This window comes from Pseudomonas sp. TSRC2-2 (genome assembly GCF_049897785.1).
In the GTDB taxonomy this organism is placed as follows: Bacteria; Pseudomonadota; Gammaproteobacteria; order Pseudomonadales; family Pseudomonadaceae; genus Aquipseudomonas.
The window spans coordinates 133196-158519 of the sequence record NZ_JAFCWZ010000002.1 but is presented as its reverse complement, the minus strand read 5'-3'; the positions used below and the strand labels follow the sequence as shown (position 1 = coordinate 158519).

At 58.9% G+C, this 25324-nt stretch carries 19 protein-coding genes; all 19 read left to right on the top strand.

What is annotated here, in order from left to right:
- Position 1 precedes the first annotated feature (1 nt).
- The 19 genes from ACP7D9_RS03735 (at position 2) to fliI (ending at position 25320) form a co-directional block, all read left to right on the top strand.
- Positions 2 to 1549 (top strand): flagellar hook-associated protein 3, encoded by a 1548-nt coding sequence (locus tag ACP7D9_RS03735; RefSeq protein ID WP_101158624.1) that lies wholly within the window; start codon positions 2 to 4, stop codon positions 1547 to 1549.
- A gap of 69 nt (positions 1550 to 1618) precedes the next feature.
- Entirely contained in the window at positions 1619 to 5179 is a 3561-nt protein-coding gene (locus ACP7D9_RS03730; RefSeq protein WP_426155742.1) for a glycosyltransferase, read from the top strand.
- Positions 5180 to 5234: 55 nt separating this feature from the next.
- The gene (locus tag ACP7D9_RS03725) at positions 5235 to 7964 is read left to right on the top strand and encodes a glycosyltransferase (RefSeq protein WP_426155740.1); all 2730 of its coding nucleotides are present in this window, start codon (positions 5235 to 5237) and stop codon (positions 7962 to 7964) included.
- 142 nt (positions 7965 to 8106) lie between these two features.
- A complete protein-coding gene (locus ACP7D9_RS03720) occupies positions 8107 to 9489 on the top strand; it encodes a class I SAM-dependent methyltransferase (protein ID WP_157830881.1) in 1383 nt (460 codons plus the stop codon).
- Between the two features lie 48 nt (positions 9490 to 9537).
- On the top strand, positions 9538 to 10299 hold the full coding sequence (locus ACP7D9_RS03715; protein WP_426155738.1) for a class I SAM-dependent methyltransferase: 762 nt from the start codon (positions 9538 to 9540) through the stop codon (positions 10297 to 10299).
- A 352-nt stretch (positions 10300 to 10651) separates the two neighbouring features.
- Positions 10652 to 11584, top strand: coding sequence for a ketoacyl-ACP synthase III (locus tag ACP7D9_RS03710; RefSeq protein ID WP_426156175.1), 933 nt, complete (start codon positions 10652 to 10654; stop codon positions 11582 to 11584).
- A gap of 349 nt (positions 11585 to 11933) precedes the next feature.
- The gene (locus tag ACP7D9_RS03705; protein ID WP_426155736.1) at positions 11934 to 12785 is read left to right on the top strand and encodes a flagellin domain-containing protein; all 852 of its coding nucleotides are present in this window, start codon (positions 11934 to 11936) and stop codon (positions 12783 to 12785) included.
- 72 nt (positions 12786 to 12857) lie between these two features.
- Positions 12858 to 13223 carry a flagellar protein FlaG gene (locus ACP7D9_RS03700; protein WP_101158631.1) on the top strand — a complete coding sequence of 122 codons (366 nt, stop codon included), beginning with the start codon at positions 12858 to 12860 and terminating at the stop codon, positions 13221 to 13223.
- 73 nt (positions 13224 to 13296) lie between these two features.
- Entirely contained in the window at positions 13297 to 14703 is a 1407-nt protein-coding gene (gene fliD, locus ACP7D9_RS03695; RefSeq protein ID WP_426155734.1) for a flagellar filament capping protein FliD, read from the top strand.
- Between the two features lie 128 nt (positions 14704 to 14831).
- Positions 14832 to 15227 (top strand): flagellar export chaperone FliS, encoded by a 396-nt coding sequence (fliS, locus tag ACP7D9_RS03690; protein WP_101158633.1) that lies wholly within the window; start codon positions 14832 to 14834, stop codon positions 15225 to 15227.
- Positions 15228 to 15236: 9 nt separating this feature from the next.
- Positions 15237 to 15533 (top strand): flagellar protein FliT, encoded by a 297-nt coding sequence (locus ACP7D9_RS03685; RefSeq protein ID WP_101158634.1) that lies wholly within the window; start codon positions 15237 to 15239, stop codon positions 15531 to 15533.
- 170 nt (positions 15534 to 15703) lie between these two features.
- On the top strand, positions 15704 to 17179 hold the full coding sequence (locus tag ACP7D9_RS03680; protein WP_426155731.1) for a sigma-54 dependent transcriptional regulator: 1476 nt from the start codon (positions 15704 to 15706) through the stop codon (positions 17177 to 17179).
- A 110-nt stretch (positions 17180 to 17289) separates the two neighbouring features.
- On the top strand, positions 17290 to 18501 hold the full coding sequence (locus tag ACP7D9_RS03675) for a sensor histidine kinase (protein WP_426155729.1): 1212 nt from the start codon (positions 17290 to 17292) through the stop codon (positions 18499 to 18501).
- 5 nt (positions 18502 to 18506) lie between these two features.
- Positions 18507 to 19889, top strand: coding sequence for a sigma-54-dependent transcriptional regulator (locus ACP7D9_RS03670; protein ID WP_426155727.1), 1383 nt, complete (start codon positions 18507 to 18509; stop codon positions 19887 to 19889).
- 128 nt (positions 19890 to 20017) lie between these two features.
- A complete protein-coding gene (fliE, locus tag ACP7D9_RS03665) occupies positions 20018 to 20347 on the top strand; it encodes a flagellar hook-basal body complex protein FliE (RefSeq protein WP_016771081.1) in 330 nt (109 codons plus the stop codon).
- A gap of 14 nt (positions 20348 to 20361) precedes the next feature.
- On the top strand, positions 20362 to 22149 hold the full coding sequence (fliF, locus tag ACP7D9_RS03660) for a flagellar basal-body MS-ring/collar protein FliF (protein ID WP_426155725.1): 1788 nt from the start codon (positions 20362 to 20364) through the stop codon (positions 22147 to 22149).
- Complete coding sequence (fliG, locus tag ACP7D9_RS03655; protein ID WP_016771079.1) at positions 22142 to 23161, top strand: flagellar motor switch protein FliG; 1020 nt, start codon at positions 22142 to 22144, stop codon at positions 23159 to 23161. The genes fliF and fliG overlap by 8 nt, the downstream gene beginning before the upstream one ends.
- 4 nt (positions 23162 to 23165) lie before the next feature.
- Positions 23166 to 23972, top strand: a complete 807-nt coding sequence (gene fliH / locus ACP7D9_RS03650) for a flagellar assembly protein FliH (protein ID WP_397480030.1) — start codon at positions 23166 to 23168, stop codon at positions 23970 to 23972.
- Positions 23962 to 25320, top strand: a complete 1359-nt coding sequence (gene fliI / locus ACP7D9_RS03645; RefSeq protein WP_016771077.1) for a flagellar protein export ATPase FliI — start codon at positions 23962 to 23964, stop codon at positions 25318 to 25320. The genes fliH and fliI overlap by 11 nt, the downstream gene beginning before the upstream one ends.
- The last annotated feature ends 4 nt before the right edge of the window (positions 25321 to 25324 follow it).

The following is a 25324-nucleotide window of genomic DNA, read 5'->3' as shown; positions in this document are numbered from 1 at the left end:
CATGCGCATTTCCACCGGCCAGTTTTACGCCTCCTCGGCAGCCAACTATCAGAAAAACTTCGCCAATGTGGTCAAGAGCAGCGAAGAGGCGAGCAGCCTCGTTCGCGTAAACACCGCGGCCGATGATCCGGTTGGCGCTTCGCGTTTGCTGCAGTTGGGCCAGCAGGCCTCGATGCTTGCCCAGTACAAGATCAACTCCAACACCATCAAGGCCACCCTGGGTCAGGCCGAGTCCGTGATGACCAGCATCACCAACGTCCTGCAACGGGCCAAGGAACTGGCCATTGGTGCCAATAACGCCGGTTTTACCGATGCCGACCGTCAGGCCAATGCCTCGGAACTGGGAAAGATCGAAGACCAGCTGCTGAGCTTGATGAACAGCCAGGACGAAAACGGCAAATACATTTTTGCCGGCTCCAAGGGCGACACCGTCCCGTTCACTCGCAACTCTGATGGGACCTACAGCTACAACGGCGACCAGGTAACCTTGAATCTGCCCGTTGGCGACAGCATGTCGATGGCCACCAACAGTACCGGTTGGGAAGTGTTCCAGCAGGCGATCAATACCAGTCGCACCCAGGTCACTGGCTCGATCAATGACGGTCTCGTGACCTTGTCCGACGGTCAGGTCAGTTCGAACGTGACGTACAACGGCAAATTTCGCGGCGGGGAGCCGTATACCGTGGAGTTTGTCAGCGGTACGCAGTTGAAGATCACTGACGGCCTGGGCAACGACGTCACCAATGAGGCCTCTCAGGGCGGCGTGATCAGCAACGCCAAGGGGCAGAGCATCAGTTTTCGCGGCGTCGATCTGGCCCTGAACATCAATGACCCTGCCGCCCCGCTGACGGGCCGCACGTTCACGCTTGAAGGCAAGCCGGACACCTTCAACGTATCCCGTGGCCCCGGTAACCCAAGTGCGGTGCAGGCGACTGGCACCCGTATCACCGATCAGGCCGCTTACAACGCCAGCTTCCCGAGTGGCTCGGCGGTGCTGAAGTTCACCAGCGCCACGACGTTCGATCTGTACGCGGCGCCGGTTACTGCCGACAGTCAACCGGTCTCCAGCGGCACGATGGTAGGCAATACCGCTACCGCATCCGGGGTGGAGTTCACTTTGAACGACACCGTAGCCAACCCTTTGCAGAACGGTGATCAGTTCAATATTGCGGTCAATACCCACGAAACCCAGAACATTCTGGACACCGTGAGCCAGTTGAAAACCGCACTCAACACGCCGAGCAGTGGTGATGCTGTCGCTACCCAAAAGCAGCAAGCGGCGATGACCGCCGGCATGGCCAACCTCGCCAGCGGTCTCGATCAGGTCTCTGTCAGTATCAGCTCGATCGGCGGTCGCGGTGCGGCGCTGGACAATCAAATCGAATCCAACGAAGCGCTGGTGCTGGCAAATTCACAGACGCAATCGACCATTCGTGACTCTGACCCTGCAGAAGTCATGACGCGGCTGACCCTGCAGCAAAACATGCTGCAAGCCTCTCAATTGGCATTCAGCAAAATCGCTTCGCTCGGCCTGTTCAACCGGCTCTGATAGACCCTCCACGCTGCACGCACCCAGGTGACGGCCATCGTCACCTGGCGTTCTTTCCAGGTTACCCAAATGAACGATCGGCTCCTTGTCAGCATTGCTATTCCTGCCTTCAATCCTGAATTTTTTCGTGGCGCGCTCCTCAGTGCGATCAATCAGGATTATCCGCATCTGGAAATCGTCATATGCGATGACAGCTCCGGTCCGGAAATCGAGGCAATCTGCGAAGAGTTAGCCAAGACATCGTCAGCGAGCCTGCGTTATGTGCGTAATCACCAGCGTTTGGGTTTTGCCCGCAACCTGCTGGCCTGCTTGAATCACGCATCGGGCGAAATGATCAAGTTCCTCTGCGACGATGACTCCCTGGTCCACCATTGCATCAGTCGCCAGGCCAACGTGCTGCAAGAAAACGAGGAACTGAGCATAGTGATCGGTCAGCGATTGCTTTGCGATGCTGACGACATCTTGCTTCCTTCTCGTTTGCTCAACTGCCTGATCTCGCCCACAAGCGCCGTGCTCCACGGTACCGACCTGCTGGCGTGTGTCGCCGATAATACGGTCAACCTGTTCGGTGGCATCAGCCATGCCCTGTTCCGTCGCGCTCAAGTCGAGGAATACCTTGGCTCGCTGGTGCAGGATGGAAAGGGTTTTGTCGCACGCCTGGACATGGCCCTTTATATTTGTTTGCTGCGTCGCGGACATCTCGCCAGCCTGGATCAACTCTTGAGCTTTGAGCGCATGCATCCGGGCCGGCTCAGCCATCAGGTGGCAATGACTGAAGTGTTTGCCTGCGAGAGTGAGTGGCTGCTGCAGATGCTGGCTGCGCGCACCAGTGAGAAGGCTCCTGCCGAAGGCTACGTGCGCTATCTGCCGCTGGTTTCGTATCACGGTGCTGACCCGGTGTGGGAAGAACTGGATCTCCGAAACTTCCTGACCAAACAGATCGCGACTTTCAACCAGCAGGTGGGTACGAGCAGCCTTGATTTCGCTGCGTTGTATGCCGAATGGCTGGAGTGTCGCAGTTTGTCTGAGGGACAGCAGCGTCTGCTGCCCAAGCGCATCGAACAGTGGCCCTGTCAGCCGCGCATCATGCCTGTGGTGTTCTGTCATGAAGATGACGAGCTTGCGCTGCGCGCGACGTTGGACAGTCTGACGGCGCAGTCTTACGCTGCCAGCCGTATTCTGTTGCTGGGGCCTGCCGGTTCAACGTCACCGGCCGTTGCCGGGGTGGAATATGAGGTTCTGCGGGGTGACGGATTTGGCCAGATCAATACCTTGCTGGCCAATGACGCTCAGGCGGACTGGATACTTCTGCTGCAGGCAGGTGATCGTCTACACCCTCATGCGCTGGTCATAATGGCCGAACGCATGGCCTTGCGAACGGACATGCTATGCCTGTACAGCGATGAAGGGACGCACGATGGGCGAGGGCCCTCGATGCCGATTTTCAAGCCCGATTTCAATCTCGATCTGATGCGCAGCTTGCCTTACGTGGGGCGGCAGTTGGCGTTCAAGTGTGAGGCGTTATCGTCGATCGGCGGGTTTGACGAACAGTACGCGGAACTGGCGTCACACGATGTGCTCTGGCGTCTGGTTGAAACCCACGGTTTGCAGGTGGTTGAGCATATCCCTGAAGTGCTCGTGCAGAGTCAGTACAGTTACGCCGACTGGATGCGTGATCCCGCCATTCAGGCCCAGGCCGCACCGGTAGTGCGCGCGCATCTGCAACGTCTGGGCGTCTTGGCCCAGGTCGACAGTACGCCCAATAGCGTAACAACCCGGGTGCGCTATCAGCACCCGCAGTCGGCCAGTGTGTCGATCCTGATTCCGGTCTGTGCAGACTTGCTGACCTTGCGCCGTTGTGTCGAATCTTTGTTCGAGCACACCCGTTATGGCGCGTATGAAGTACTGCTGATCGCCAACGGTGATGAATCAGCCGAGGTGCAAGACTGGTTAAAGGCGATGGAAGGGCTGGGCGGCGATCAGTTGCGGGTCGTTGGCGTGCAATCGCGATCTCGAGCAGAGAGCTTGAATCAAGCCAGCGAGCAGGCGCGGGGTGATTACCTTTTATTGCTGGATGCGGAGTGTGCACTGTTCGATGCGCAGTGGCTTGATGAACTCATGCTACAAGCCCAGCGTCCTGAAGTGGGCGTCGTCGGGCCCAAGCTGTTCGGCCGTGATGGCACGGTCGCTGCGGGTGCTTTGGTATTGGGCCTGCGGGGGCTGGCAGGTAACCCGTTTGTGGGTTGTGTCGATAGCAGTTATCTCGATCGTTTGAATGTGGTGCAGAACTGGAGCGCCCTGAGTCTGAATTGCCTGATGGTTCGCCGGACGCTGTTCCGTGAGCTGCAAGGGTTGGACACTGATTCGTTGCGACAGAGTTGGCTCGATGCGGACTTGTGTCTGCGGGCACACGAGCTTGGCTACCTGGTCGTTTGGACGCCTTTTTCCAAAGTGGCGCGATTGGGTATGGCAAGCGCTGCCTCGGCCATCGATCAGGAGGCCGACCAGCAAGCCTTCTATCAGCGGTGGCTGCCCAAGGTCGCTTGTGACCCCAATTACAATCGAAACCTGAGCCTGACCCAGGGAAGCTTCAACCTTGAACCCGGTCTGCGCACTGGCTGGGATCCTTTCATCGACCGCGCGATGCCTTCAGTGCTGGCTTTGCCGTTCAATGCGTCCGGTGTCGGTCACTACCGCGTCATTCAGCCATTCAGTGAGCTGGAACGCGCCGGCTGGATTCAGGGGCGTCTGAGCTACAGCATGCCGAAACCTGTCGAGGCAGAACGGGAAAAGCCGGATGTCATTATCATCCAGCTTCGCTATGCGAACGAAAGCAGCAAGGAGATCGCACGGCTCAAGCAATTCTCCAACGCCCGCCGAATCTTCGAGATCGATGACTACATCATCGATCCGCCGAAAAAGAACGACCATGTCCGAAACTGGCCGGCTGACACCGCGCAAAAACTCAGTCAGGCCATAGGTCTGTGTGATCGGCTCGTCGTTTCTACCGAGCCATTGGCCGATGCGCTGTCACACATGCATCAGGATATTCGTGTGGTACCCAACATGCTTGCAGCCTCGCTGTGGGCCGGGCTGACCAGCGAGCGCCAGACGAGTATCAAGCCGAGGGTCGGATGGGCGGGGGGAACCAGTCACCGTGGTGACCTTGAGTTGATGCTGGATGTCGTCAAATGCCTGGCCGATGAAGTCGACTGGGTCTTCTTCGGCATGTGCCCCGACATTCTTCGTCCCTACGTAAAAGAGTTCCACAGAGGCGTACCGCTGGCTCAGTACCCGCAGAAGCTGGCCAGCCTCAATCTCGACCTGGCCCTGGCTCCGCTTGAGCAGAATCTGTTCAACGACTGCAAGAGCAACCTGCGCCTGCTGGAGTATGGCGTCTGCGGCTTTCCTGTGATTTGCACCGACACCAAGGCCTATGCGGGGTACTTGCCATGCACGCGGGTGCGCGAAAACTCGACTGAGCAGTGGTTGGAGGCGATTCGCATGCACTTGTCGGATCCCCAGGCCAGCTACCGTCAAGGCGATGCCCTGCGTGAAGTGGTGTTACGAGACTATTTGCTTACACCGCGTCATCTGCAGCACTGGGCGAATGCCTGGCTGGCGGACTGAACCCTGACGCCCGGCCAAGCCGGGCGCTGAACCCATTATTTGAAACAGGTACGCTATGAACGCAATCGCAACCGGGTCGCGCAGTGATGTTACGGTCGTTCTGCTCGGGCATGAACAGGCGGGCTATCGAGCACGGACACAGCACTTCTACGATCAGAACGAAGTCTCCTTTCTGTCATTGGAGTCGTTGCATGCCGGCAGCGGGACGTTGTGCAGCCAGCGGCTGGCCCACGCGCTGGATAACGTGACGACACCATTGGTGGTCCTCGCGCTGGACTGCGACTTCATCTTGCCCGCAGCTCTGGACGCTGCCGCTGTTCGTTTGCAGGCAGCCTCGCACGCCATAGGGGCTCAGGGTTACGCACTGGCTTATGCGCTAGGCAATGGGCAAGCGGCTTATCACAAAGTCGGCTCTGTCCGCGCACCCATGTCCGAAGTCAGCGCCACTGCTCGTTTGCGCCAGTACGCCGAGGCGGCCCAGCCTGCCTGGCGAGCGGTACTGCGAGTCGAGGCCTTGCAGAGCGCACTGGCGCAAGTGCCGGGTTACCTGGATTTCTCCGGCTGGCGCGTAGCACTGTCCTATGCACTGCTGGCGCAGGGCGGGATCGAATCCATTGAGCAGACCGATGTGATTTGTGAGTACGCGCCTTGCACGCTGCCCGTTGCCGCTCAGGAAGAGCGCTTCACCCAGGCCGTTCGCGCACTGCTTGAGTGGGATGCGGCCGGGTTTGGCCTGTGCACGGGGGAGGCAGGTTTTGCACTGCTCAACCGTTTTGTCCGCAACACCTTTGCCGCGCTGGAGCAGCCGCTGCTGTTCACTTCGTCCTGGACGAGTGTCAAAGAGGATCCGGAGCGGGTATTCGAGCCGCGTCAGTTCGTCGAACTTCCGTACTACAGCGGGTCAGTGTTCCAATACCTGACCTCGCTGGAGTTTCTCTGTCATGCCTGGCCGGCGGGCGGGCAGCAGTTCCAGGCCTTGGAGGGTAGTTGGGTTCGCCAACGCGAACTCTTGCTGACTCACCCCAACGATACCCGCGGAAGTCTCCAGCATCGTTACTGGCAGGCGCTGGAGTTGGGCCGGTTCAATCGCGAGGTTTGCCAACGGCTGGTCTCGTCCTTGACCAGCGAAGACGACGAAGCTATTGCCAGTGAGCTCAATGCCTGGCTCCAGCGGCTGGCGCAGATCCCGTCTTATGATGCGCAGCAGAGCCTGGCCGCTACCCCTTCGGGCCAAGTGCTGGCGACGCTGGCGGCAGCGACGCCGGATGAGCTCGCGCGTGAACGTGTGTCTGCGCATCTGGCGCGCTCGCCCGGTGAGCAAATTGCATTCGTTGTGCTCGATCTCGCCGACGATGACGACGCCTTGCAAGCCACCTTCGACAGTCTGCTTGCCAGTGGCGTACGCAATTTCAAGCTGCTGGTGCTCAAGGCCGGTAAGCCGCCGGTGATCACCACTGCGCGTGACACCCTGCACTTCATTCAGGTTACGGAGGGCAACTGGGTCGCCCACCTGAATCAGGCCGTGCGCCAATTGCAGAGTGAATGGATGCTGCTGCTGAAGGCCGGTGAGCAGTTGCTCGCTGGCGGATTGCTGCACTTGTCGCTGGAGCTGAGTCATGCAGCAACCTGCCAGGCGATCTGCGCCAACGAAGTGCAACGCGATAGCCACGGGCGCTTGAAGAGCGTCGTGCGACCAGGTGCCGATCTCGATCTGCTGCGCGGTCAACCTGCCCTGATGTCTCGCCACTGGCTGATACGACGTCAGGCCGTGCTCGACCTGGGAGGCTTCGGCGATGCCCAGCCTCAGGCCGTCGAGCTTGACCTGCTGCTGCGTCTGGTGGAATCGCAGGGCGTGGCCTGCCTTGCTCATCTGGATGACTACCTGGTGCTCGGCGAAGAGTCATCGCAGGCATTGATGACCCAAGCCCAGGTAGTGCTGGAACGTCACCTCAGGCTACTGGGCTATCGTGGTCATGTCAGTGACGACGGCACTTGCGTGTTGCAGATCGATTTTCGTCATGCCGCCACGCCATTGGTCAGCATCCTGCTGGCCAGCGAGGAGGGTGCAGCGCCGTTGCAGGCGTGCCTGGCCAGCGTGCTGCAACGTACGCGCTATCCACGTTATGAAGTGATCGTGGCGTGCTCGGGTGAAAGTGGCGCTGACGAAGTGGGCGAGCACCGTGGAGTGGGCAACCGTGTGCGGGTGTTGAACGCAGAGTCCGGTGCTTCGCGTAACGACTTGCTCAATTTGGCGGCGAGCCAGGCCAAGGGCGAATATCTGGTAATGCTGTCGGCCACCGCAGAGGTCATCAGCCCTGCCTGGCTTGAAGGCTTGCTCAACGAGGCACAACGCCCTGAAGTCGGCGTTGTCGGGGGCGCGCTGTATGGCGCTGATTCAACCTTGGCGCATGCCGGTTATGGTTTATTGAGCGGCCCACAAATTGACTCGCCTTGGCTGGGCACCGCTGATCAATGGCCATTGTCAGTGCGTGGTTGCATGGCTGTTTCCGGGGATTGCCTGATGATGCACAAGTCACTGTTCGAGCAGTGCGGCGGTATGCAGGCGCTGCCAGGTGCGGATATCGAGTTGTGCCTGCTGGCAAAGGACGCGGGCCTTACGGTGGTATGGACGCCGCAGGCTCAGATCAGCGTTGCAGACTTCTCGGCACCTGACGCCGGTGTGGCGCAGGCGCTGGCCGAGCGTTGGCCACAGGCTTTCACCGGGGCGGCATCTGACAAGACGCCTGACACCGTTGGCGAGTTGGCCTGGATGGCGATGTTGTAAGCGCCTTGGCGTGATTACCGGTTAAGTGCGGCTGCTCCCTGGTCAGGGGGGCGGCTTCACGTTGTGACTCACGGGGGTAGCCAAGGCGCGAGATACCGCGACGTCGTGTGTCCTTGTCCAAATTCAATAACGAAGTGCCCGCATGAAACCTATTCGAATCGTATGTGGAACGCGCGTGTCTGAGCAGGAGTTCTCCACCGAGACTGCTCTTGGCCGCTCCTTGTTGATCCACCAGTCGGCCAATCCCGTTGAAATCAGGCTTTTTGCCGAGAATACGCAGGGGCTTTCGACTATTTACAACCGCGTCATTGATGAAGCCCGGGACAATCCTGCCATTCTGGTGTTCGTTCATGACGATGTGCACCTGTGTGACTTCTTGTGGAGCGAGCGGATACGCGAAGGCGTTGCAGCGTTCGATATTGTCGGGCTTGCAGGCAACACACGGCGTGTTGAGGGGCAACCCGCGTGGGCCTTCATTGATGACCGGTTCACTTGGGATCAGGCGTGCTTCCTGAGTGGTATGGTCGGGCACGGCAATAGTTTCCCCTGTGTCGTCTCCAATTTCGGGCCTGTGCCACAACCTTGCAAACTGCTCGACGGGCTGCTGCTTGCGGCGGACAGCGAGCGCCTGGAACAGGCCGGAGTGCGCTTTGACGAGCAATTCGAGTTTCATTTCTATGACATGGATTTTTGTCGTTCGGCTGAATTGAACGGTATGAGCATGGGCACGTGGCCGTTGAGCGTTGTCCATGAAAGCGCAGGTGCGTTCGGTACGCCTGCGTGGCGCGAGAGCTTTCGCCGTTATCAGGAAAAGTATGCCGTTACAGACACCCGAAAGCCTCAGGAGGCTACTGTGCAGAAACAAACGCCGGTCCATCAGTTCCATAACCCGGATTTACTCAAGCTGATGCCTGCCAATGCCAAGCGTGTCGTGGAGATCGGCTGCAGCTCGGGTGCGCTGGCGCGCGAATACAGAAAACTGAACCCCGATGTTCATTACACCGGGATCGAGATCGATGCAGGCTATGCGCAACTGGCACGCGAGCACTGTGATCGTGTGCTTGACATGAATATCGAAACGGCCAGCGATGATTTGCTTGCCGGCGATCTGGCCGCTGACTGCTGGGTCTTCGGGGATGTGCTTGAACATCTTTACGACCCATGGCAGCTCTTGCAGAGAATCCGTGAGGCGAGTGCCCCCGGCAGCTGTGTCGTCGCGTGCATTCCAAATGCTCAGCACTGGAGTGTTCAGGCGCGGCTCAGTGTGGGTGATTTCCGCTATGAAGACTCCGGTCTGTTCGACAGAACACATATTCGTTGGTTTACGCTGACCACCATGCTCGAAATGTTCAACCAGGCCGGTTTGACTGTCGAAGCGGGCGTGCCACGCGTTTTTGAAGAGCCTCAGCGCGAGAGATTTCTGCCAGTGATCCATGCGATGGCTGCGGCGGCGGGGAGGGATCCGGAGATGGCTGTCCAGGATGCGTTACCGTTGCAGTACGTGTTCAGGGCTGTAGCAGGTTGATGTTCTGCGTCGACACCTTATCTTCATTCCGATTGGAAATTTGAAAATATGCACCCCACCGCAATGCAAAATGGACAATTGTTTTTCGATACCTATCTGGGTGAAGACTCAACTTGCGTGGTCGTCGAGATTGGCGCACAAAACGTGAACGGGTCACTTCGGGAAGTCGCGCCGTCCAGCGTGCACTACATTGGGGTTGACTTCGTCGTCGGAAAAGGGGTCGACGTCGTCTTGACCGACCCGTACAGCCTTCCGTTCGAGAGTGAGTCTGTCGATGTGATCGTCAGCTCCTCCTGCCTTGAGCACTCAGAAATGTTCTGGCTGTCGTTCACGGAGTGCTTGAGGGTTCTAAAGGCGGATGGCCTTATGTTCATCAACGTGCCCTCTAACGGCGCCTTTCACCGTTATCCGGTCGACTGCTGGCGTTTCTACCCTGACGCAGGGAGTGCCTTGGTCACCTGGGCCAAGCGTCAAGGTATGAACCCCGCGTTGCTGGAGTCCTTCATCACCCCTCAGCATGAGGATGTATGGAGCGACTTCCTCGCCGTTTTCGTCAAAGACGAAGCCTGCATACGCCAGCATCCGAACCGAATGATCAAAGCGATCTCAAAGTTTGAGAATGGCAAGGTTTCCGGAAGTGAGCAGATTTTCAGCTATTTTGAGTTTCCCGAAGACATTCGGCGATTGAACGAAGCTGTTCAACGACTGAGCGCGATGGAAGGTCGTGAGGCCATCGTCAATGATGTCCTGGAAAAGCTTCACGAATTCACCAAAGGCCAGGGCCCTGCAGCCCTGGCCGATCTTGCTTGAAGGCCTGAAGGTCTTCGGCCCGGGAAACAGGAAAACCTCCAGCCAGAAGTTTTCACCAGCCGCCATTCGTGGCGGTTTTCAGTCATGGCGGATGAAACTGCCTTTGCAAAACCCACCCCAATCAGTGAGCAGGTCGCCCCAGGCTTCGGATGCGCCTCGTGCCGTTTTTGGCCCTGTCGGCAACCGATTCGATAAAAGCGCGTGACTCGGAAGTCACGGCGGGCATCTTCACTGTTATCATTCCCGCAACCGGGACAGCTAAGCCGGCGAACGGTGTTGTCAGGCGTTTGTTGCCTGGCGCGCATTCGTGGTGCCTGGTGGGCATTTTGCTTTTTCTGAATTGGGAAGCCATATGATTGGCATTAAAAGTATCGCCAGTTACGTGCCGGCTGAAGGGCTGGACAATTACGCGCAAGGCGCGAAATTCGGTAAGGATCAGGAATTCATCTTCGGCAAGATCGGTTCGACGTTCTTGCCCCGCAAAAGCGCCGGACAGGAAACCTCCGACTTGTGTGTCGAGGCCGTCAATGCCCTGTTCTCCGGTAACCCTGAGTTGGACCCGGCCTCAATCGACGTTGTGATCGTTGTCACTCAGAACGGCGATGCTGAAGGCTTACCGCACACTGCCGCGATCGTTCAGCACAAGCTCGGTCTGCCGACCCATATCGCCGCCTTCGACATCTCTTTGGGATGCTCCGGCTACGTGTACGGCTTGTATGCCATGAAGGGTTTCATGGAGGCTGCCGGGCTGAAAAACGGTCTGCTGATCACTGCCGACCCTTATTCCAAGATTGTCGACCCTGAAGATCGCAACACCACCATGCTGTTCGGTGATGCCGCAACGGTGACCTGGATGGGCGAAGGTGCGCACTGGCAGTTGGGCAATTCGCTTTTCGGCACCGATGGCGCAGGCGCGGAATTTTTGCGTACCACCGATGGCAAGTTCTTCATGAATGGTCGTCAGGTCTACAATTTCGCTTTGGTCAAAGTGCCGGCTCACTTGCAGCAATTGCTTGATGCAAGCCAATTGCAAGCCACGGACATCGACCTTTACTGCTTGCACCAGGGAAGCGCGGCGATTGTTGATGCGGTATCCCAGCGTTTCGAGGGCGGTGACCCCAAGCGTTTTGTCAAGGATATGACCGAGACAGGCAATACCGTATCGTCCAGTATTCCGCTGCTGCTTGAAAAGCACGTGATGGGTTCACAGCATAAGCGCGTCGCCCTGAGCGGCTTTGGTGTCGGCCTGTCGTGGGGCTCGGCGATCATTGAACGCGTTGACTGACTGCCGGTTGCATTAAAGAACGCCGCCTTACCCTGGCGGCGTTTTTGTGTGTGGATTTTCACCATCCATATCTTGCGCTCCGTTCGAGCGACGAGAGCTGCCATGCGCAGGATTCTGTTCGCTGGGGTGTAAATCTGCTGAAACACCTTGAGTCATGTTTGATGACGTGCTGATTTCTGGCGTCAAATCCCCGCGTTTGCTGGGCTGGCGGGATGCCACCAATTATTTTTAAAAAATCAGCTAAAGCAACGTGCCATGACGACGATAACTATTACGAAGGTTCTCTGTGCCACACCCGGCGAATTGCCAAGGCCGGAAGCCGTAGTACCCAACCAACGAGGAATTCGTCATGGCTTTGACTGTTAACACCAACACCACCTCCCTGGGCGTTCAGAAAAACCTGAACCGTGCTTCCGACGCTCTCAGCACTTCGATGTCCCGTCTGTCGTCCGGCCTGAAAATCAACAGCGCCAAAGACGATGCTGCTGGCCTGCAGATCGCCAACCGTATGACTTCGCAAATCCGCGGTCAGACCATGGCAATCAAAAACGCCAACGATGCAATCTCCATCGCGCAGACCGCTGAAGGCGCGATGCAAGAGCAGACCAACATCCTGCAGCGTATGCGTGAACTGGCTCTCCAGGCACGAAACGACTCCAACACTACCGATGACCGTGATGCACTGGACAAAGAATTCCAGTCGATGACCAAAGAGCTGGATCGTATCGCTGCCAGCACCCAGCTGAACAACAAGAACCTGCTCGACGGTAGCACTACCACCGCGATGGTTTTCCAGGTGGGCTCCAACACCGGTTCCGACAACCAGATCAGCATCACGCTGACTGACGCGATGGACACTACCGGCGCACTGAGCGCACTGAGCGGCAAGGCTATCACTGGTGCTGCTTCCGCTATCGAAGCAAACTTCAGTGGCGCGATGACCGCCATCGACGAAGCGCTGAAAAACATCAACACCACCCGTGCTGACCTCGGCGCCGTTCAGAACCGTCTGACCAGCACCATCGCCAACCTGCAGAACATCAACGAAAACGCCGAAGCTGCACGTGGTCGTGTACAAGACACCGACTTCGCCGCTGAAACTGCCCAGCTGACCAAGCAGCAGACTCTGCAACAAGCGTCGACTTCGGTTCTGGCCCAGGCCAACCAACTGCCATCGGCCGTACTGAAACTGCTTCAGTAATCGCCTGATGATTGTCGGCGGGGGAGCGCACTTGTGGTGCTCCTCCGCTTTTTACATTGAGAGGTGGTTGGTATGGATATGAGCGTCAAGCTGAACCTGTCTTACCAGGCCACGAAGCCGGTCGAGCAGGCCGCCGAATCACCTGTGGTCAAGCCCTCTCGGGCTGTTGAGCCCATCAAGCCAGCACAGGACGAGGCCGACACCGGTCTTACCGAAGCTGAGAAAGTCAAAAGGGCGCTCAAGGATATCGAGACATTTCTCGCTACCTCGCGTCGTAACCTCGAATTTTCCACGGACGAAGAGTCCGGCAGAATTGTAGTTAAAGTCATCGCCAGTGAGACTGGAGAGCTGATCCGCCAACTTCCTTCGGAAGAGGCGTTGAGAATTGCTCACAGTCTGAGCGATGTAAACAGCCTGTTGTTCGACGCCAAGGTCTGACGGTGGCGGGCGAGCGGCAAGTTCGCTAGTCTTTTACCGACTAGGGGCGGCATGCACTCAAGAGGGAATAGCAATGGCGAGTACGATTTTACCAGGCACGGGTCTGGGTTCCGGCGTTGATATCAACGCCATTGTGAAAACACTGGTTGCGGCCGAGACCGATCCCAAGTCCAACCAGATCAAACGCCAGACCGCCAATAACACCGCCATGCTTTCAGGTGTGGCGTCGCTCAAGAGTGCGCTGTCCGTGTATCAGGCGGCGATGAAAAAACTCAACGACACCGCAGCCCCTTCGTTTAGCGCATACACGGCAACGTCCAGCAGTGACACTACGGTCAAAGCCACGTCGGATAACACGGCGGTGCCGGGTAGCTACATGGTTCGTGTCGAAAATCTCGCCACTTCGTCGAAAGTCGCCACCAAGAACTTCGAAGCGGGGTCCAGTACCCCGATCGCTGAGGGTGACTTGCTGATTACGCAGGACGGCGTGACCCACACTGTCAAGATTGGCGCCGGTGCGACCTTGCAATCGGTGCGTGATTCCATCAATACATCGCTCGCCGAGAAAGGCATCAGCGCCAACATCGTAAGCGGTGCGGACGGTTCGCGCCTGGTATTCAGTTCCACGATGACCGGTAAAGAAACCGATATATCGGTTGGAGGCATTGCCGATCTAGAAATCCCTGCTGGACAGGAAATGGTCGGTGACGGTGCTGGCTATGTCGGCGAGAAGGCCGAGGATGCGCTGATCTATGTGGACGGTATCAAGGTCTCAAGCAAGACCAACACCGTCACTGGCGCGATCAGTGGTATCAGTCTTGATCTGCTTCAGGAGACCGGAACTGACCCGGGCAAGGCGATCAAGGTCACCGTGGGTGAAAACACCGAGGGTTTGAAAACATCGATTCAGGCCTATGTTGATGCGTACAACACACTGGTCAAGACCGCCAACAACCTGACGGCTACCTCGAAGGACGAAGAAGGCAATCTGGTGCTGGGGTCGCTGACCAACGACCCGACTACGCGAGCACTGCTTTCGGATCTGCGCAAGCAGCTTGCCACGGAGAGCAACGGTGACCGACTCACTAGCCTTAGCCAGTTGGGCATCAATACACAGAAGGACGGTACGCTTGAATTCAACGGTGTCAAATATGACACTGCTATGAAAGAGAAAAAGCTGGGCGCCGATGTGCAGCAGCTTTTCAGCGGCACCAATGGTGTCTTCGAGCGCATGAACAAGGCGATCGAACCCTATCTGCAAACCGGCGGTATTCTCGATACGCGCAAGAACGGTCTGGACAAGCTGCAAACCGACCTTACTAACCAGCAACTGGCGCTGGGTCGTCGTATCGACGCGCTGACCGAGACGCTGACCAAGCGCTACGTGGCCATGGACACCCTGGTCGGCAAGCTTGAGGCGCAACGCAAGAACATCGTTTCGATGTTCAACTCCATCGAGGCGCAGCAGAAGAATTCCTGACCGCGTGACAGGTTGTAAGCCCGGCTAGCCATCACAGGCGCTCCGGGCTTTCGCGTTTGTGCGCTAAAGTTTTTTGCTGCGCAGACGATAAAGGCAATATGAACATTTTCGTTGTAATGAGGTAGAACATGAATCCTATGTTGGCCCTTCGGCAATACCAGAAAGTCAACGGCGTGGCTCAAACCTCCGAGGCGAGCCCGCACCGCCTGGTACAGATGCTGATGCAGGGTGGCCTGGATCGTATCGCGCAGGCCAAGGGCGCCATTGCGCGTAATGATGCCGCCCAGAAAGGTATCCTGATCGGCAAGGCCATCGGTATCGTTGGCGGCCTGCGTGAAGGGCTCGATCTGGAAAATCAGGCCGAAGCCCTGGCGGACATCGATTCACTCTACGCCTACATGAGCAAACGCCTTGTCGAAGCCAACATTAAAAATGACCCCGAGATCCTCAATGAGGTAGCGCGCCTGCTGATTACCTTGAAAGAGGGGTGGGATGCAATTGGTGATCAGGTTCCCGACGCCTAGGAGAACACCATGAGTGCTGTGCTCGAACGTATCGAACAAACCCGTTACGCACTGCTCGGGGCGCTGGAGAGTCGTGATTGGGGAACCATCACCGAACTTGATCTGAGCTGCCGCGTTTGCGTCGAGGATGTGCTTGCGCAAACGTTGGACAATGAGCAGAGTGTGCGCAGCAGTCTGCAAGATCTGCTCGACGTGTACCGCCAGCTGATTGATGTGGCGTGTGAAGAGCGTCAAACAATAGTCGATGAGATGGCAAAGATTCGCCAAGCGAAAAATGCCGCAAACATCTACCATTTGTTCACGTAAAGCGGGCCGATTAGTAAAACCACTGCGCCATAAATTTGACTGTGCACGGTTTTTTGACTTAACTAGTGGCTATTATCAGGTTTAGGGCGTCTACAGGCACATGGTGTCCTGCAAGCGTCTCGCTTGCCTTATTTTTCGGGCATTGAGTTGACTAGGGAAGTTGCTATTGCATGTGGCGTGAAACCAAAATTCTGCTGATCGATGACGATAGCGTCCGCCGCCGCGACCTGGCGGTGATTCTGAATTTTCTTGGCGAAGAAAATTTACCCTGCGGCAGCCATGACTGGCAGCAGGCTGTCGGCTCTTTGTCGTCTAGTCGTGAAGTCATTTGCGTACTGATCGGGACGGTTAATGCTCCTGGCGCGCTTTTGGGCTTGCTAAAGACACTCGCAACCTGGGATGAGTTCCTTCCGGTTTTGTTAATGGGCGATAATTCTTCCGTTGACCTGCCTGAAGACCAGCGTCGCCGGGTTCTGTCGACCCTGGAGATGCCGCCCAGCTACAGCAAATTGCTCGATTCGCTGCACCGCGCCCAGGTCTATCGCGAAATGTACGACCAGGCCCGCGAACGCGGCCGTCATCGCGAACCCAACCTTTTCCGCAGCCTCGTCGGCACCAGTCGTGCCATTCAGCACGTCCGTCAGATGATGCAGCAAGTGGCCGACACCGATGCCAGCGTGTTGATCCTCGGCGAGTCCGGCACCGGCAAGGAAGTGGTCGCGCGCAACCTGCATTACCACTCCAAGCGCCGCGACGCGCCGTTCGTGCCGGTCAACTGCGGGGCGATCCCGGCAGAGTTGCTGGAAAGCGAACTGTTCGGCCACGAGAAGGGCGCCTTCACCGGCGCGATCACCAGCCGTGCCGGGCGTTTCGAACTGGCTAACGGCGGCACGCTGTTCCTTGATGAAATCGGCGACATGCCGCTGCCAATGCAGGTCAAGCTGCTGCGCGTGCTGCAGGAGCGTACCTTCGAGCGCGTGGGCAGCAACAAGACCCAAAGTGTCGACGTGCGTATCATTGCCGCGACCCACAAAAATCTCGAAAGCATGATCGAGATCGGTTCGTTTCGCGAAGACCTCTACTATCGCCTGAACGTGTACCCGATCGAGATGGCGCCACTGCGTGAGCGCGTCGAAGATATCCCGCTGTTGATGAACGAACTGATCTCGCGCATGGAGCACGAGAAGCGCGGTTCGATCCGTTTCAACTCCGCTGCGATCATGTCGCTGTGCCGCCACGGCTGGCCGGGCAACGTCCGCGAGCTGGCCAACCTCGTCGAGCGCATGGCGATCATGCACCCGTACGGGGTGATCGGCGTGGTCGAGTTGCCAAAGAAATTCCGCTACGTCGACGACGAAGATGAGCAGATGGTTGACAGCCTGCGCAGCGATCTCGAAGAGCGCGTGGCCATCAACGGCCATACGCCTGACTTCAGCGCCAATGCGCTGTTGCCGCCGGAAGGTCTGGATCTCAAGGATTATCTCGGCGGTCTTGAGCAGGGCCTGATCCAGCAGGCGCTGGACGATGCCAATGGCATTGTTGCCCGTGCCGCTGAGCGTCTGCGCATTCGTCGCACCACGCTTGTCGAGAAGATGCGCAAGTACGGAATGAGCCGGGCCGGAGGCGATGAACAGGCGGATGATTGACGCCTGTTTTCCAACCGCTTCATTTATAAGCTGTTTTTTTTAGGCACGGGTATTGCTATAGCCCTCGCAACGTTCCGTTTCACTGACGGTCAGCCAAGCGAGAGAGCCCAATGCCCCAAGCCGCCCAGATCTCTTCTGCCTCCAATATCGTGGGGCATCCCTCGTCCGTAGAGCAGGCAAGTCGTCAGGGTCTTGAGCAGGCCTTCCAGCTGTTCAACCAGATGTCGAGCCAGTTGACCGACTCCTACAGCCTGCTCGAAGCGCGGGTCACCGAGCTCAAGGGTGAGCTGGCCGTCGTCAGCGCCCAGCGCATGCAGGAGCTGGCGGAAAAAGAACGCTTGGCCAATCGCCTGCAAAACCTCCTCGACTTGCTGCCTGGCGGCGTCATCGTCATTGATGGCCACGGTCTGGTGCGCGAAGCCAATCCGGCCGCCATCGACTTGCTCGGCTCGCCACTCGAAGGCGAGCTCTGGCGCCATGTCATCGCACGCTGCTTCGCCCCGCGTGAAGACGACGGTCACGAAATTTCCCTGAAAAACGGTCGACGCCTGTCGATTTCCACCCGCTCGCTGGACGCCGAGCCGGGGCAATTGGTGCTGCTCAACGACTTGACGCAAACCCGTCATCTGCAAGATCAACTGGCGCGCCATGAACGTTTGTCTTCGCTGGGGCGCATGGTCGCGTCCTTGGCGCATCAGATTCGCACGCCGCTGTCCGCCGCTTTGCTCTACGCCAGTCATTTGACAGAGCAGCAATTGCCGCTGGAAACCCAGCAGCGTTTTGCCGGGCGGCTCAAGGAGCGCCTGCACGAACTGGAACATCAAGTGCGCGACATGCTGGTGTTCGCCCGTGGCGAGCTGCCGCTGACCGATCGCGTAACGCCCAATGCCTTGATGCAATCGCTGCAGGCAGCGGCGCTGACCCATGTTCAGGACCTGCCGATTCGCTGGCAGTGCGACAGTCATGCCGGCGAGCTGCTGTGCAACCGCGACACGCTGGTTGGCGCGTTGCTGAATCTGCTTGAAAACGCCATTCAGGCCAGCGCCGGCGAAGCGCGCCTGAAAGTGCATTGCTACACCAGAGGCAACACCCTGCGTCTGTGCGTGAGCGACAGCGGCAGCGGCATTGAGCCGACAGTTTTGGCGCGCCTCGGCGAGCCTTTTTTTACTACCAAAGTCACCGGCACCGGCCTTGGCCTGACCGTGGTCAAAGCGGTGGCCCGTGCGCACCAGGGAGAATTGACCCTGCGTTCGCGAGTCGGGCGCGGCACTTGCGCGCAGGTCAGCCTGCCACTGTTTTCCGCTGCACAGGGAGTTGAATAATCGTCATGGGCATCAAGGTGTTGCTGGTCGAGGATGATCGTTCGTTGCGCGAAGCGCTGGCCGATACGCTGCTGCTCGCCGGCCACGACTATCACGCCGTCGGCAGCGCCGAAGAGGCGCTGACGGCGGTCGCGCAGCATGCCTTCAGCCTGGTGGTCAGCGACGTCAACATGCCGGGCATGGACGGGCATCAATTGCTCGCCTTGCTGCGCGCGCGTCAACCGCAATTGCCGGTGCTGCTGATGACCGCCCATGGCGCGGTCGAGCGTGCGGTCGATGCGATGCGCCAGGGCGCCGCGGATTATCTGGTCAAGCCGTTCGAACCCAAAGCGCTGCTTGATCTGGTTGCGCGGCATGCGCTGGGCAGCATCGACTCAGGCGAAGGGGACGGCCCTGTCGCCGTTGAACCGGCCAGTGCGCAGTTGCTTGAGCTGGCGGCACGGGTGGCGCGCAGTGACTCCACTGTGTTGATCTCTGGCGAGTCCGGCACCGGAAAAGAAGTGCTGGCGCGCTACATTCACCAGCAATCGCCGCGAGCCAGTCAGCCATTCATTGCAATCAATTGCGCGGCGATCCCGGACAACATGCTCGAAGCGACACTGTTCGGTCATGAGAAGGGCTCTTTCACTGGCGCCATCGCCTCGCAGGCCGGCAAGTTCGAACAGGCGGACGGTGGCACCATTCTGCTTGATGAAATTTCCGAAATGCCGATGGGCTTGCAGGCCAAACTGTTACGCGTACTGCAGGAGCGTGAGGTCGAGCGCGTGGGTGCGCGCAAGCCGATCAGCCTGGATATCCGCGTGGTCGCCACGACCAACCGCGATCTGGCTGGCGAGGTTGCAGCGGGGCGCTTCCGTGAGGATCTGTTTTACCGCTTGTCGGTTTTTCCTCTGGCTTGGCGTCCACTTCGCGAGCGCACTGCCGATATCCTGCCGCTGGCAGAAAAATTGTTGGCCAAACACGTCAATAAAATGAAGCACACCGCGGCGCAGCTGTCGCCGCAAGCGCAAGCGTGCCTGACCGCGTATCCGTGGCCGGGTAATGTGCGAGAGCTGGACAACGCCATTCAGCGCGCGCTGATCCTGCAGCAGGGCGGCTTGATCCAGCCGCAGGATTTCTGCCTGACCGGTGCAGTGACTTTTGCACCATTGCCCGTCGCGGCGCCAATAATCCGCGACGTGGAAATCGAGGCGGATTCCTCTGGCGCACTGGGCGAGGACCTGCGCCGCCGGGAGTTTCAGATGATCATCGACACCCTGCGCGCCGAGCGTGGCCGGCGCAAGGAAGCCGCCGAAAAGCTTGGCATCAGCCCGCGCACTTTGCGCTACAAGCTGGCGCAGATGCGCGATGCCGGGATGGACGTCGAAGGCTATCTGTTCGCTACCTGACTGATCGCGAGAACAATCAAACTGCTTTTCTCAAAGGGGTGCCCATTAGCTGGCACCCTTGTTGCTAATACCTGTGTACCCGCCGAGTGAAGTGTCAAAAAATTGCGGGCCGCCCAAGAGAGTAGACCATGAGCCAAGGTATTGAATTTAATCGGTTGATGATGGACATGCAGGCCATGAAAGTGGATGCCATGTCTGCGCGTAAATCGACTGCCGCTGTCCCTGAAATTGCCGGCAGCAGCTTTTCCGACATGCTCGGTCAGGCGATCAATAAAGTCAGCGATACCCAACAGGCGTCGACTCAACTGGCCAATGCTTTCGAGATCGGCAAGAGCGGTGTCGACCTGACCGACGTGATGATCGCGTCGCAGAAAGCCAGCGTGTCGTTCCAGGCTCTGACCCAGGTGCGCAACAAGCTGGTCCAGGCTTACCAAGACATCATGCAGATGCCGGTTTAAGGGCGAATTAAGTCATGGCAGATGCAGTCGCTGATAACGTTCCGGCCAAGGCCACCCCGATCGACGGCAAACCGCCGCTGTTCGGCCTGTCCTTTCTGGATAATCTTTCCCAGATGACCGTGCTGCGTCAGGTCGGCCTGTTGGTCGGTCTGGCTGCAAGCGTGGCGATTGGCTTTGCCGTGGTGCTGTGGTCGCAGCAGCCGGATTACCGTCCACTGTACGGCAGCCTTGCCGGCATGGACGCCAAGCAGGTCATGGAAACCCTGGCCGCCGCTGACATTCCTTACAACGTAGAACCCAATTCCGGCGCCTTGCTGGTCAAGGCCGACGACCTGTCCCGTGCGCGGATGAAACTCGCTGCCGCTGGTGTCACTCCCAGCGATGGCAATATCGGTTTCGAAATCCTCGACAAGGAACAGGGTCTGGGCACCAGCCAGTTCATGGAAGCGACCCGTTATCGTCGCGGCCTCGAAGGCGAACTCGCGCGGACCATCTCCAGCCTGAACAACGTCAAGGGTGCTCGCGTGCACCTGGCGATTCCGAAGAGTTCGGTGTTCGTCCGTGACGAGCGCAAGCCAAGCGCTTCGGTACTGGTCGAGCTGTACAGCGGGCGTTCGCTGGAGCCGGGGCAGGTGGTCGCGATCATCAATCTGGTGGCGACCTCCGTTCCGGAATTGAGCAAATCGCAGATCACCGTCGTCGATCAGAAGGGCAACCTGCTTTCCGATCAGGCGGAGAACTCCGAGATGACCATGGCCGGCAAGCAGTTCGATTACAGCCGCCGCATGGAAAGCATGCTCACCCAGCGCGTGCACAACATTCTGCAACCGGTACTGGGCAACGATCGCTACAAGGCTGAAGTTTCGGCCGACGTCGATTTCAGCGCCGTCGAATCGACCGCCGAGCAGTTCAACCCCGATCAGCCGGCGTTGCGCAGCGAACAATCGGTCAATGAACAGCGCACCGCCAGCAATGGCCCGCAAGGTGTGCCGGGTGCCCTGAGCAACCAGCCACCGTCGCCGGCCTCGGCGCCGCAGACCACCGGCGGCACCGCTGCAGCGGCCGGCATGATCCAGCCGGGTCAGCCACTGGTTGACGCCAACGGTCAGCAGATCATGGACCCTGCCACCGGCCAGCCAATGCTCGCGCCGTACCCGGCCGACAAGCGTCAACAATCCACCAAGAACTTTGAGCTCGACCGTTCGATCAGCCACACCAAGCAGCAGCAGGGCCGTCTCAATCGCCTTTCGGTGTCGGTGGTGGTCGATGATCAGGTCAAGATCAACCCGGCCAACGGTGAAACCAGCCGCGCGCCGTGGAGCGCCGACGAATTGGCGCGCTTCACGCGACTGGTGCAGGACGCCGTCGGTTTCGACGCCAGCCGTGGCGACAGCGTCAGCGTGATCAACATGCCGTTCTCCGCCGAGCGCGGCGAAGTGATTGCCGATATTCCGTTCTACTCCCAGCCATGGTTCTGGGACATCGTCAAACAAGTGCTGGGTGTGCTGTTCATCCTCGTGCTGGTGTTTGGTGTGCTGCGTCCGGTGCTCAACAACATCACCGGCGGTGGCAAAGGCAAGGAGCTGGCCGGTCTGGGCAGCGACGTGGAACTCGGTGGCATGGGCGGCCTGGACGGCGAACTGGCCAACGACCGCGTGAGCCTCGGTGGTCCGCAGAGCATTCTGTTGCCGAGCCCGAGCGAGGGTTATGACGCGCAACTGAATGCAATCAAGAGTCTGGTAGCTGAAGACCCGGGTCGCGTGGCTCAGGTCGTGAAAGAGTGGATTAACGCAGATGAGTGATAACCGAGCCGCCACCGTCAAACTGACCAAGGTCGACAAAGCCGCAATTCTGCTGCTGTCCCTCGGTTCGACCGATGCTGCGCAAGTGCTGCGCCACATGGGCCCCAAAGAGGTTCAGCGCGTCGGCGTGGCCATGGCGCAGATGGGCAACGTCCATCGCGAACAGGTCGAGCAGGTGATGAGCGAGTTCGTCGACATCGTCGGCGATCAGACCAGCCTCGGCGTCGGTTCCGACGACTACGTGCGCAAAATGCTTACTCAGGCCCTGGGCGAAGACAAGGCCAACGGCCTGATCGATCGCATCCTGCTCGGTGGCAACACCAGCGGTCTCGACAGCTTGAAATGGATGGAGCCGCGCGCGGTCGCCGACGTCATCCGTTACGAACACCCGCAGATCCAGGCGATCGTGGTCGCGTACCTCGACCCGGATCAGGCCGGTGAAGTGCTCGGCAACTTCGACCACAAGGTGCGTCTGGACATCATCCTGCGCGTCTCGTCGTTGAACACCGTGCAGCCGGCAGCCTTGAAAGAACTCAACCAGATTCTCGAGAAGCAGTTCTCCGGCAACTCGAACGCCTCGCGCACCACACTCGGTGGTATCAAGCGTGCGGCCGACATCATGAACTTCCTCGACAGCTCGATCGAAGGCCAGCTCATGGACTCGATCCGCGAAGTCGACGAAGACCTGTCCGGTCAGATCGAAGACCTCATGTTCGTGTTCAATAACCTCGCCGATGTTGACGACCGTGGCATTCAGGCGCTGTTGCGCGAAGTGTCGTCCGACGTGCTGGTACTGGCGCTCAAGGGCTCGGACGAAGGCGTCAAGGAAAAGATCTTCAAGAACATGTCCAAGCGTGCTGCCGAACTGTTGCGCGACGACCTCGAGGCGAAAGGCCCGGTGCGCGTCAGCGACGTCGAGACCGCGCAGAAGGAAATCCTCACCATTGCCCGTCGTATGGCCGAAGCCGGCGAGATCGTGCTCGGTGGCAAGGGCGGCGAGGAAATGATCTAAGCCCATGGACAAGCCTGACGAGTCTGTGACGGATCTGATCCGCGCCCGCGATGTTCGTGGTTTCGAATCCTGGGCGCTGCCCAGCTTCGACCCGCCCAAGCCTGAGCCTGAGCCGGAACCGGAGCCCGAGCCGCCGGAAATGGAAGAAGTGCCGCTGGAAGAAGTCCAGCCACTGACTCTGGAAGAACTCGAAAGCATCCGTCAGGAGGCTTACAACGAGGGCTTCGCCATTGGCGAAAAGGAAGGGTTTCACAGCACCACGCTGAAGGTGCGTCAGGAAGCTGAAACAGCACTGGCGGCGAAAGTCGCCAGCCTTGAGCTGTTGATGGCCAACCTCTTCGAACCGATCGCCGAGCAAGACACACAGATTGAAAAGTCGCTGGTCGACCTCGTGCAACACATTGCCAAACAGGTGATCAAGCGCGAACTGGCCATCGATTCGAGCCAGATCGAACACGTCATGCGCGACGCCCTCAAGCTGTTGCCGCTGGGTGTGGAAAACGTGCGCCTGTACGTCAATCCGCAGGATTTCGCCCAGGTCAAAGCCCTGCGCGAGCGCCACGAAGAAACCTGGCGCATCGTCGAAGACGAGTCGCTGTTGCCGGGCGGCTGCCGGGTTGAAACCGAGCACAGCCGCATCGACGCCAGTGTGGAGTCGCGGGTGACCCAGGTCATGGCCAAGCTGTTCGACCAGCTGCATGAGCAGGCCCTGCACCCGGCAGCGCCGGACTTGAGTCTGGAGATTCCCGAAGACACCCCAGCGGTTGTCGACTCTGACGAGCCGCGCGCGGACGCCAGCGATGCGCCTTGAACGCACCAGCTTCGCCAAGCGCCTGAGCACCTACGCCGAGGCCACCGAGATTGCCGGCGCGCCGATCCTTGAAGGTCGGCTGCTGCGCATGGTCGGCCTGACACTCGAAGCCGAAGGCCTGCGCGCCGCCATGGGCACCCGTTGCATGGTGATCAACGACGACAGCTATCACCCGTCTCAGGTGGAAGCAGAAGTCATGGGCTTTTCCGGCAGCAAAGTCTTTCTGATGCCGGTCGGCAGTGTCGCCGGTATCGCCCCGGGCGCCCGCGTGGTGCCGTTGGCCGACACCGGTCGTTTGCCGATGGGCATGAGCATGCTCGGCCGTGTTCTCGACGGCGCGGGGCGTGCGCTGGACGGCAAGGGCGGGATGAAAGCCGAAGACTGGGTGCCGATGGACGGCCCGACAATCAACCCGCTCAACCGTGATCCGATCAGCGTGCCGCTGGATGTCGGCATCCGTTGCATCAACGGTTTGCTGACGGTCGGCCGTGGCCAGCGTCTGGGTCTGTTCGCCGGTACCGGTGTCGGTAAATCGGTGCTGTTGGGCATGATGACCCGCTTCACCGAGGCCGACATTATCGTCGTTGGTCTGATCGGTGAACGTGGTCGCGAAGTTAAAGAATTCATCGAGCACATCCTCGGTGAAGAGGGCCTCAAGCGCTCGGTGGTGGTCGCCTCGCCGGCGGACGATGCACCGCTGATGCGTATGCGCGCGGCGATGTATTGCACGCGCATCGCCGAGTATTTCCGCGACAAGGGCAAGAACGTTCTGTTGCTGATGGATTCGCTGACTCGTTTCGCCCAGGCCCAGCGGGAAATCGCTTTGGCCATCGGCGAGCCGCCAGCAACCAAGGGCTATCCGCCCTCGGTGTTCGCCAAACTGCCGAAACTGGTTGAGCGCGCGGGTAACGCGGAGAAGGGCGGTGGTTCGATCACGGCGTTCTACACCGTACTGTCCGAAGGCGATGACCAGCAGGACCCGATCGCCGACTCGGCGCGCGGTGTACTCGATGGCCACATCGTCCTGTCGCGGCGCCTGGCCGAGGAAGGCCACTATCCGGCGATCGACATCGAAGCGTCGATCAGCCGGGTGATGCCGGCGGTGGTTTCGCCAGATCACATGCAGCGTGCGCAGTATTTCAAGCAGCTTTGGTCGCGCTATCAGCAGAGCCGCGATCTGATCAGCGTCGGCGCCTACGTCGCCGGCGGCGATCGCGAGACCGACCTGGCGATTTCCCTGCAGCCGCAGTTGGTCAGGTATCAGCGCCAGGGCCTCAACGACAAAATCAATCTGGGTGAGAGCCAGGCCTATCTGGAAACCCTGTTCGCCCCTGCGGCGGGCGGGTAACCGG

Bases quoted from the DNA above. Each gene is read 5' to 3' on its own strand.
- ACP7D9_RS03735 (WP_101158624.1), top strand. From the start codon at position 2: ATGCGCATTTCCACCGGCCAGTTTTACGCCTCCTCGGCAGCCAACTAT.
- ACP7D9_RS03730 (WP_426155742.1), top strand. From the start codon at position 1,619: ATGAACGATCGGCTCCTTGTCAGCATTGCTATTCCTGCCTTCAATCCT.
- ACP7D9_RS03725 (WP_426155740.1), top strand. From the start codon at position 5,235: ATGAACGCAATCGCAACCGGGTCGCGCAGTGATGTTACGGTCGTTCTG.
- ACP7D9_RS03720 (WP_157830881.1), top strand. From the start codon at position 8,107: ATGAAACCTATTCGAATCGTATGTGGAACGCGCGTGTCTGAGCAGGAG.
- ACP7D9_RS03715 (WP_426155738.1), top strand. From the start codon at position 9,538: ATGCACCCCACCGCAATGCAAAATGGACAATTGTTTTTCGATACCTAT.
- ACP7D9_RS03710 (WP_426156175.1), top strand. From the start codon at position 10,652: ATGATTGGCATTAAAAGTATCGCCAGTTACGTGCCGGCTGAAGGGCTG.
- ACP7D9_RS03705 (WP_426155736.1), top strand. From the start codon at position 11,934: ATGGCTTTGACTGTTAACACCAACACCACCTCCCTGGGCGTTCAGAAA.
- ACP7D9_RS03700 (WP_101158631.1), top strand. From the start codon at position 12,858: ATGGATATGAGCGTCAAGCTGAACCTGTCTTACCAGGCCACGAAGCCG.
- fliD (WP_426155734.1), top strand. From the start codon at position 13,297: ATGGCGAGTACGATTTTACCAGGCACGGGTCTGGGTTCCGGCGTTGAT.
- fliS (WP_101158633.1), top strand. From the start codon at position 14,832: ATGAATCCTATGTTGGCCCTTCGGCAATACCAGAAAGTCAACGGCGTG.
- ACP7D9_RS03685 (WP_101158634.1), top strand. From the start codon at position 15,237: ATGAGTGCTGTGCTCGAACGTATCGAACAAACCCGTTACGCACTGCTC.
- ACP7D9_RS03680 (WP_426155731.1), top strand. From the start codon at position 15,704: ATGTGGCGTGAAACCAAAATTCTGCTGATCGATGACGATAGCGTCCGC.
- ACP7D9_RS03675 (WP_426155729.1), top strand. From the start codon at position 17,290: ATGCCCCAAGCCGCCCAGATCTCTTCTGCCTCCAATATCGTGGGGCAT.
- ACP7D9_RS03670 (WP_426155727.1), top strand. From the start codon at position 18,507: ATGGGCATCAAGGTGTTGCTGGTCGAGGATGATCGTTCGTTGCGCGAA.
- fliE (WP_016771081.1), top strand. From the start codon at position 20,018: ATGAGCCAAGGTATTGAATTTAATCGGTTGATGATGGACATGCAGGCC.
- fliF (WP_426155725.1), top strand. From the start codon at position 20,362: ATGGCAGATGCAGTCGCTGATAACGTTCCGGCCAAGGCCACCCCGATC.
- fliG (WP_016771079.1), top strand. From the start codon at position 22,142: ATGAGTGATAACCGAGCCGCCACCGTCAAACTGACCAAGGTCGACAAA.
- fliH (WP_397480030.1), top strand. From the start codon at position 23,166: ATGGACAAGCCTGACGAGTCTGTGACGGATCTGATCCGCGCCCGCGAT.
- fliI (WP_016771077.1), top strand. From the start codon at position 23,962: ATGCGCCTTGAACGCACCAGCTTCGCCAAGCGCCTGAGCACCTACGCC.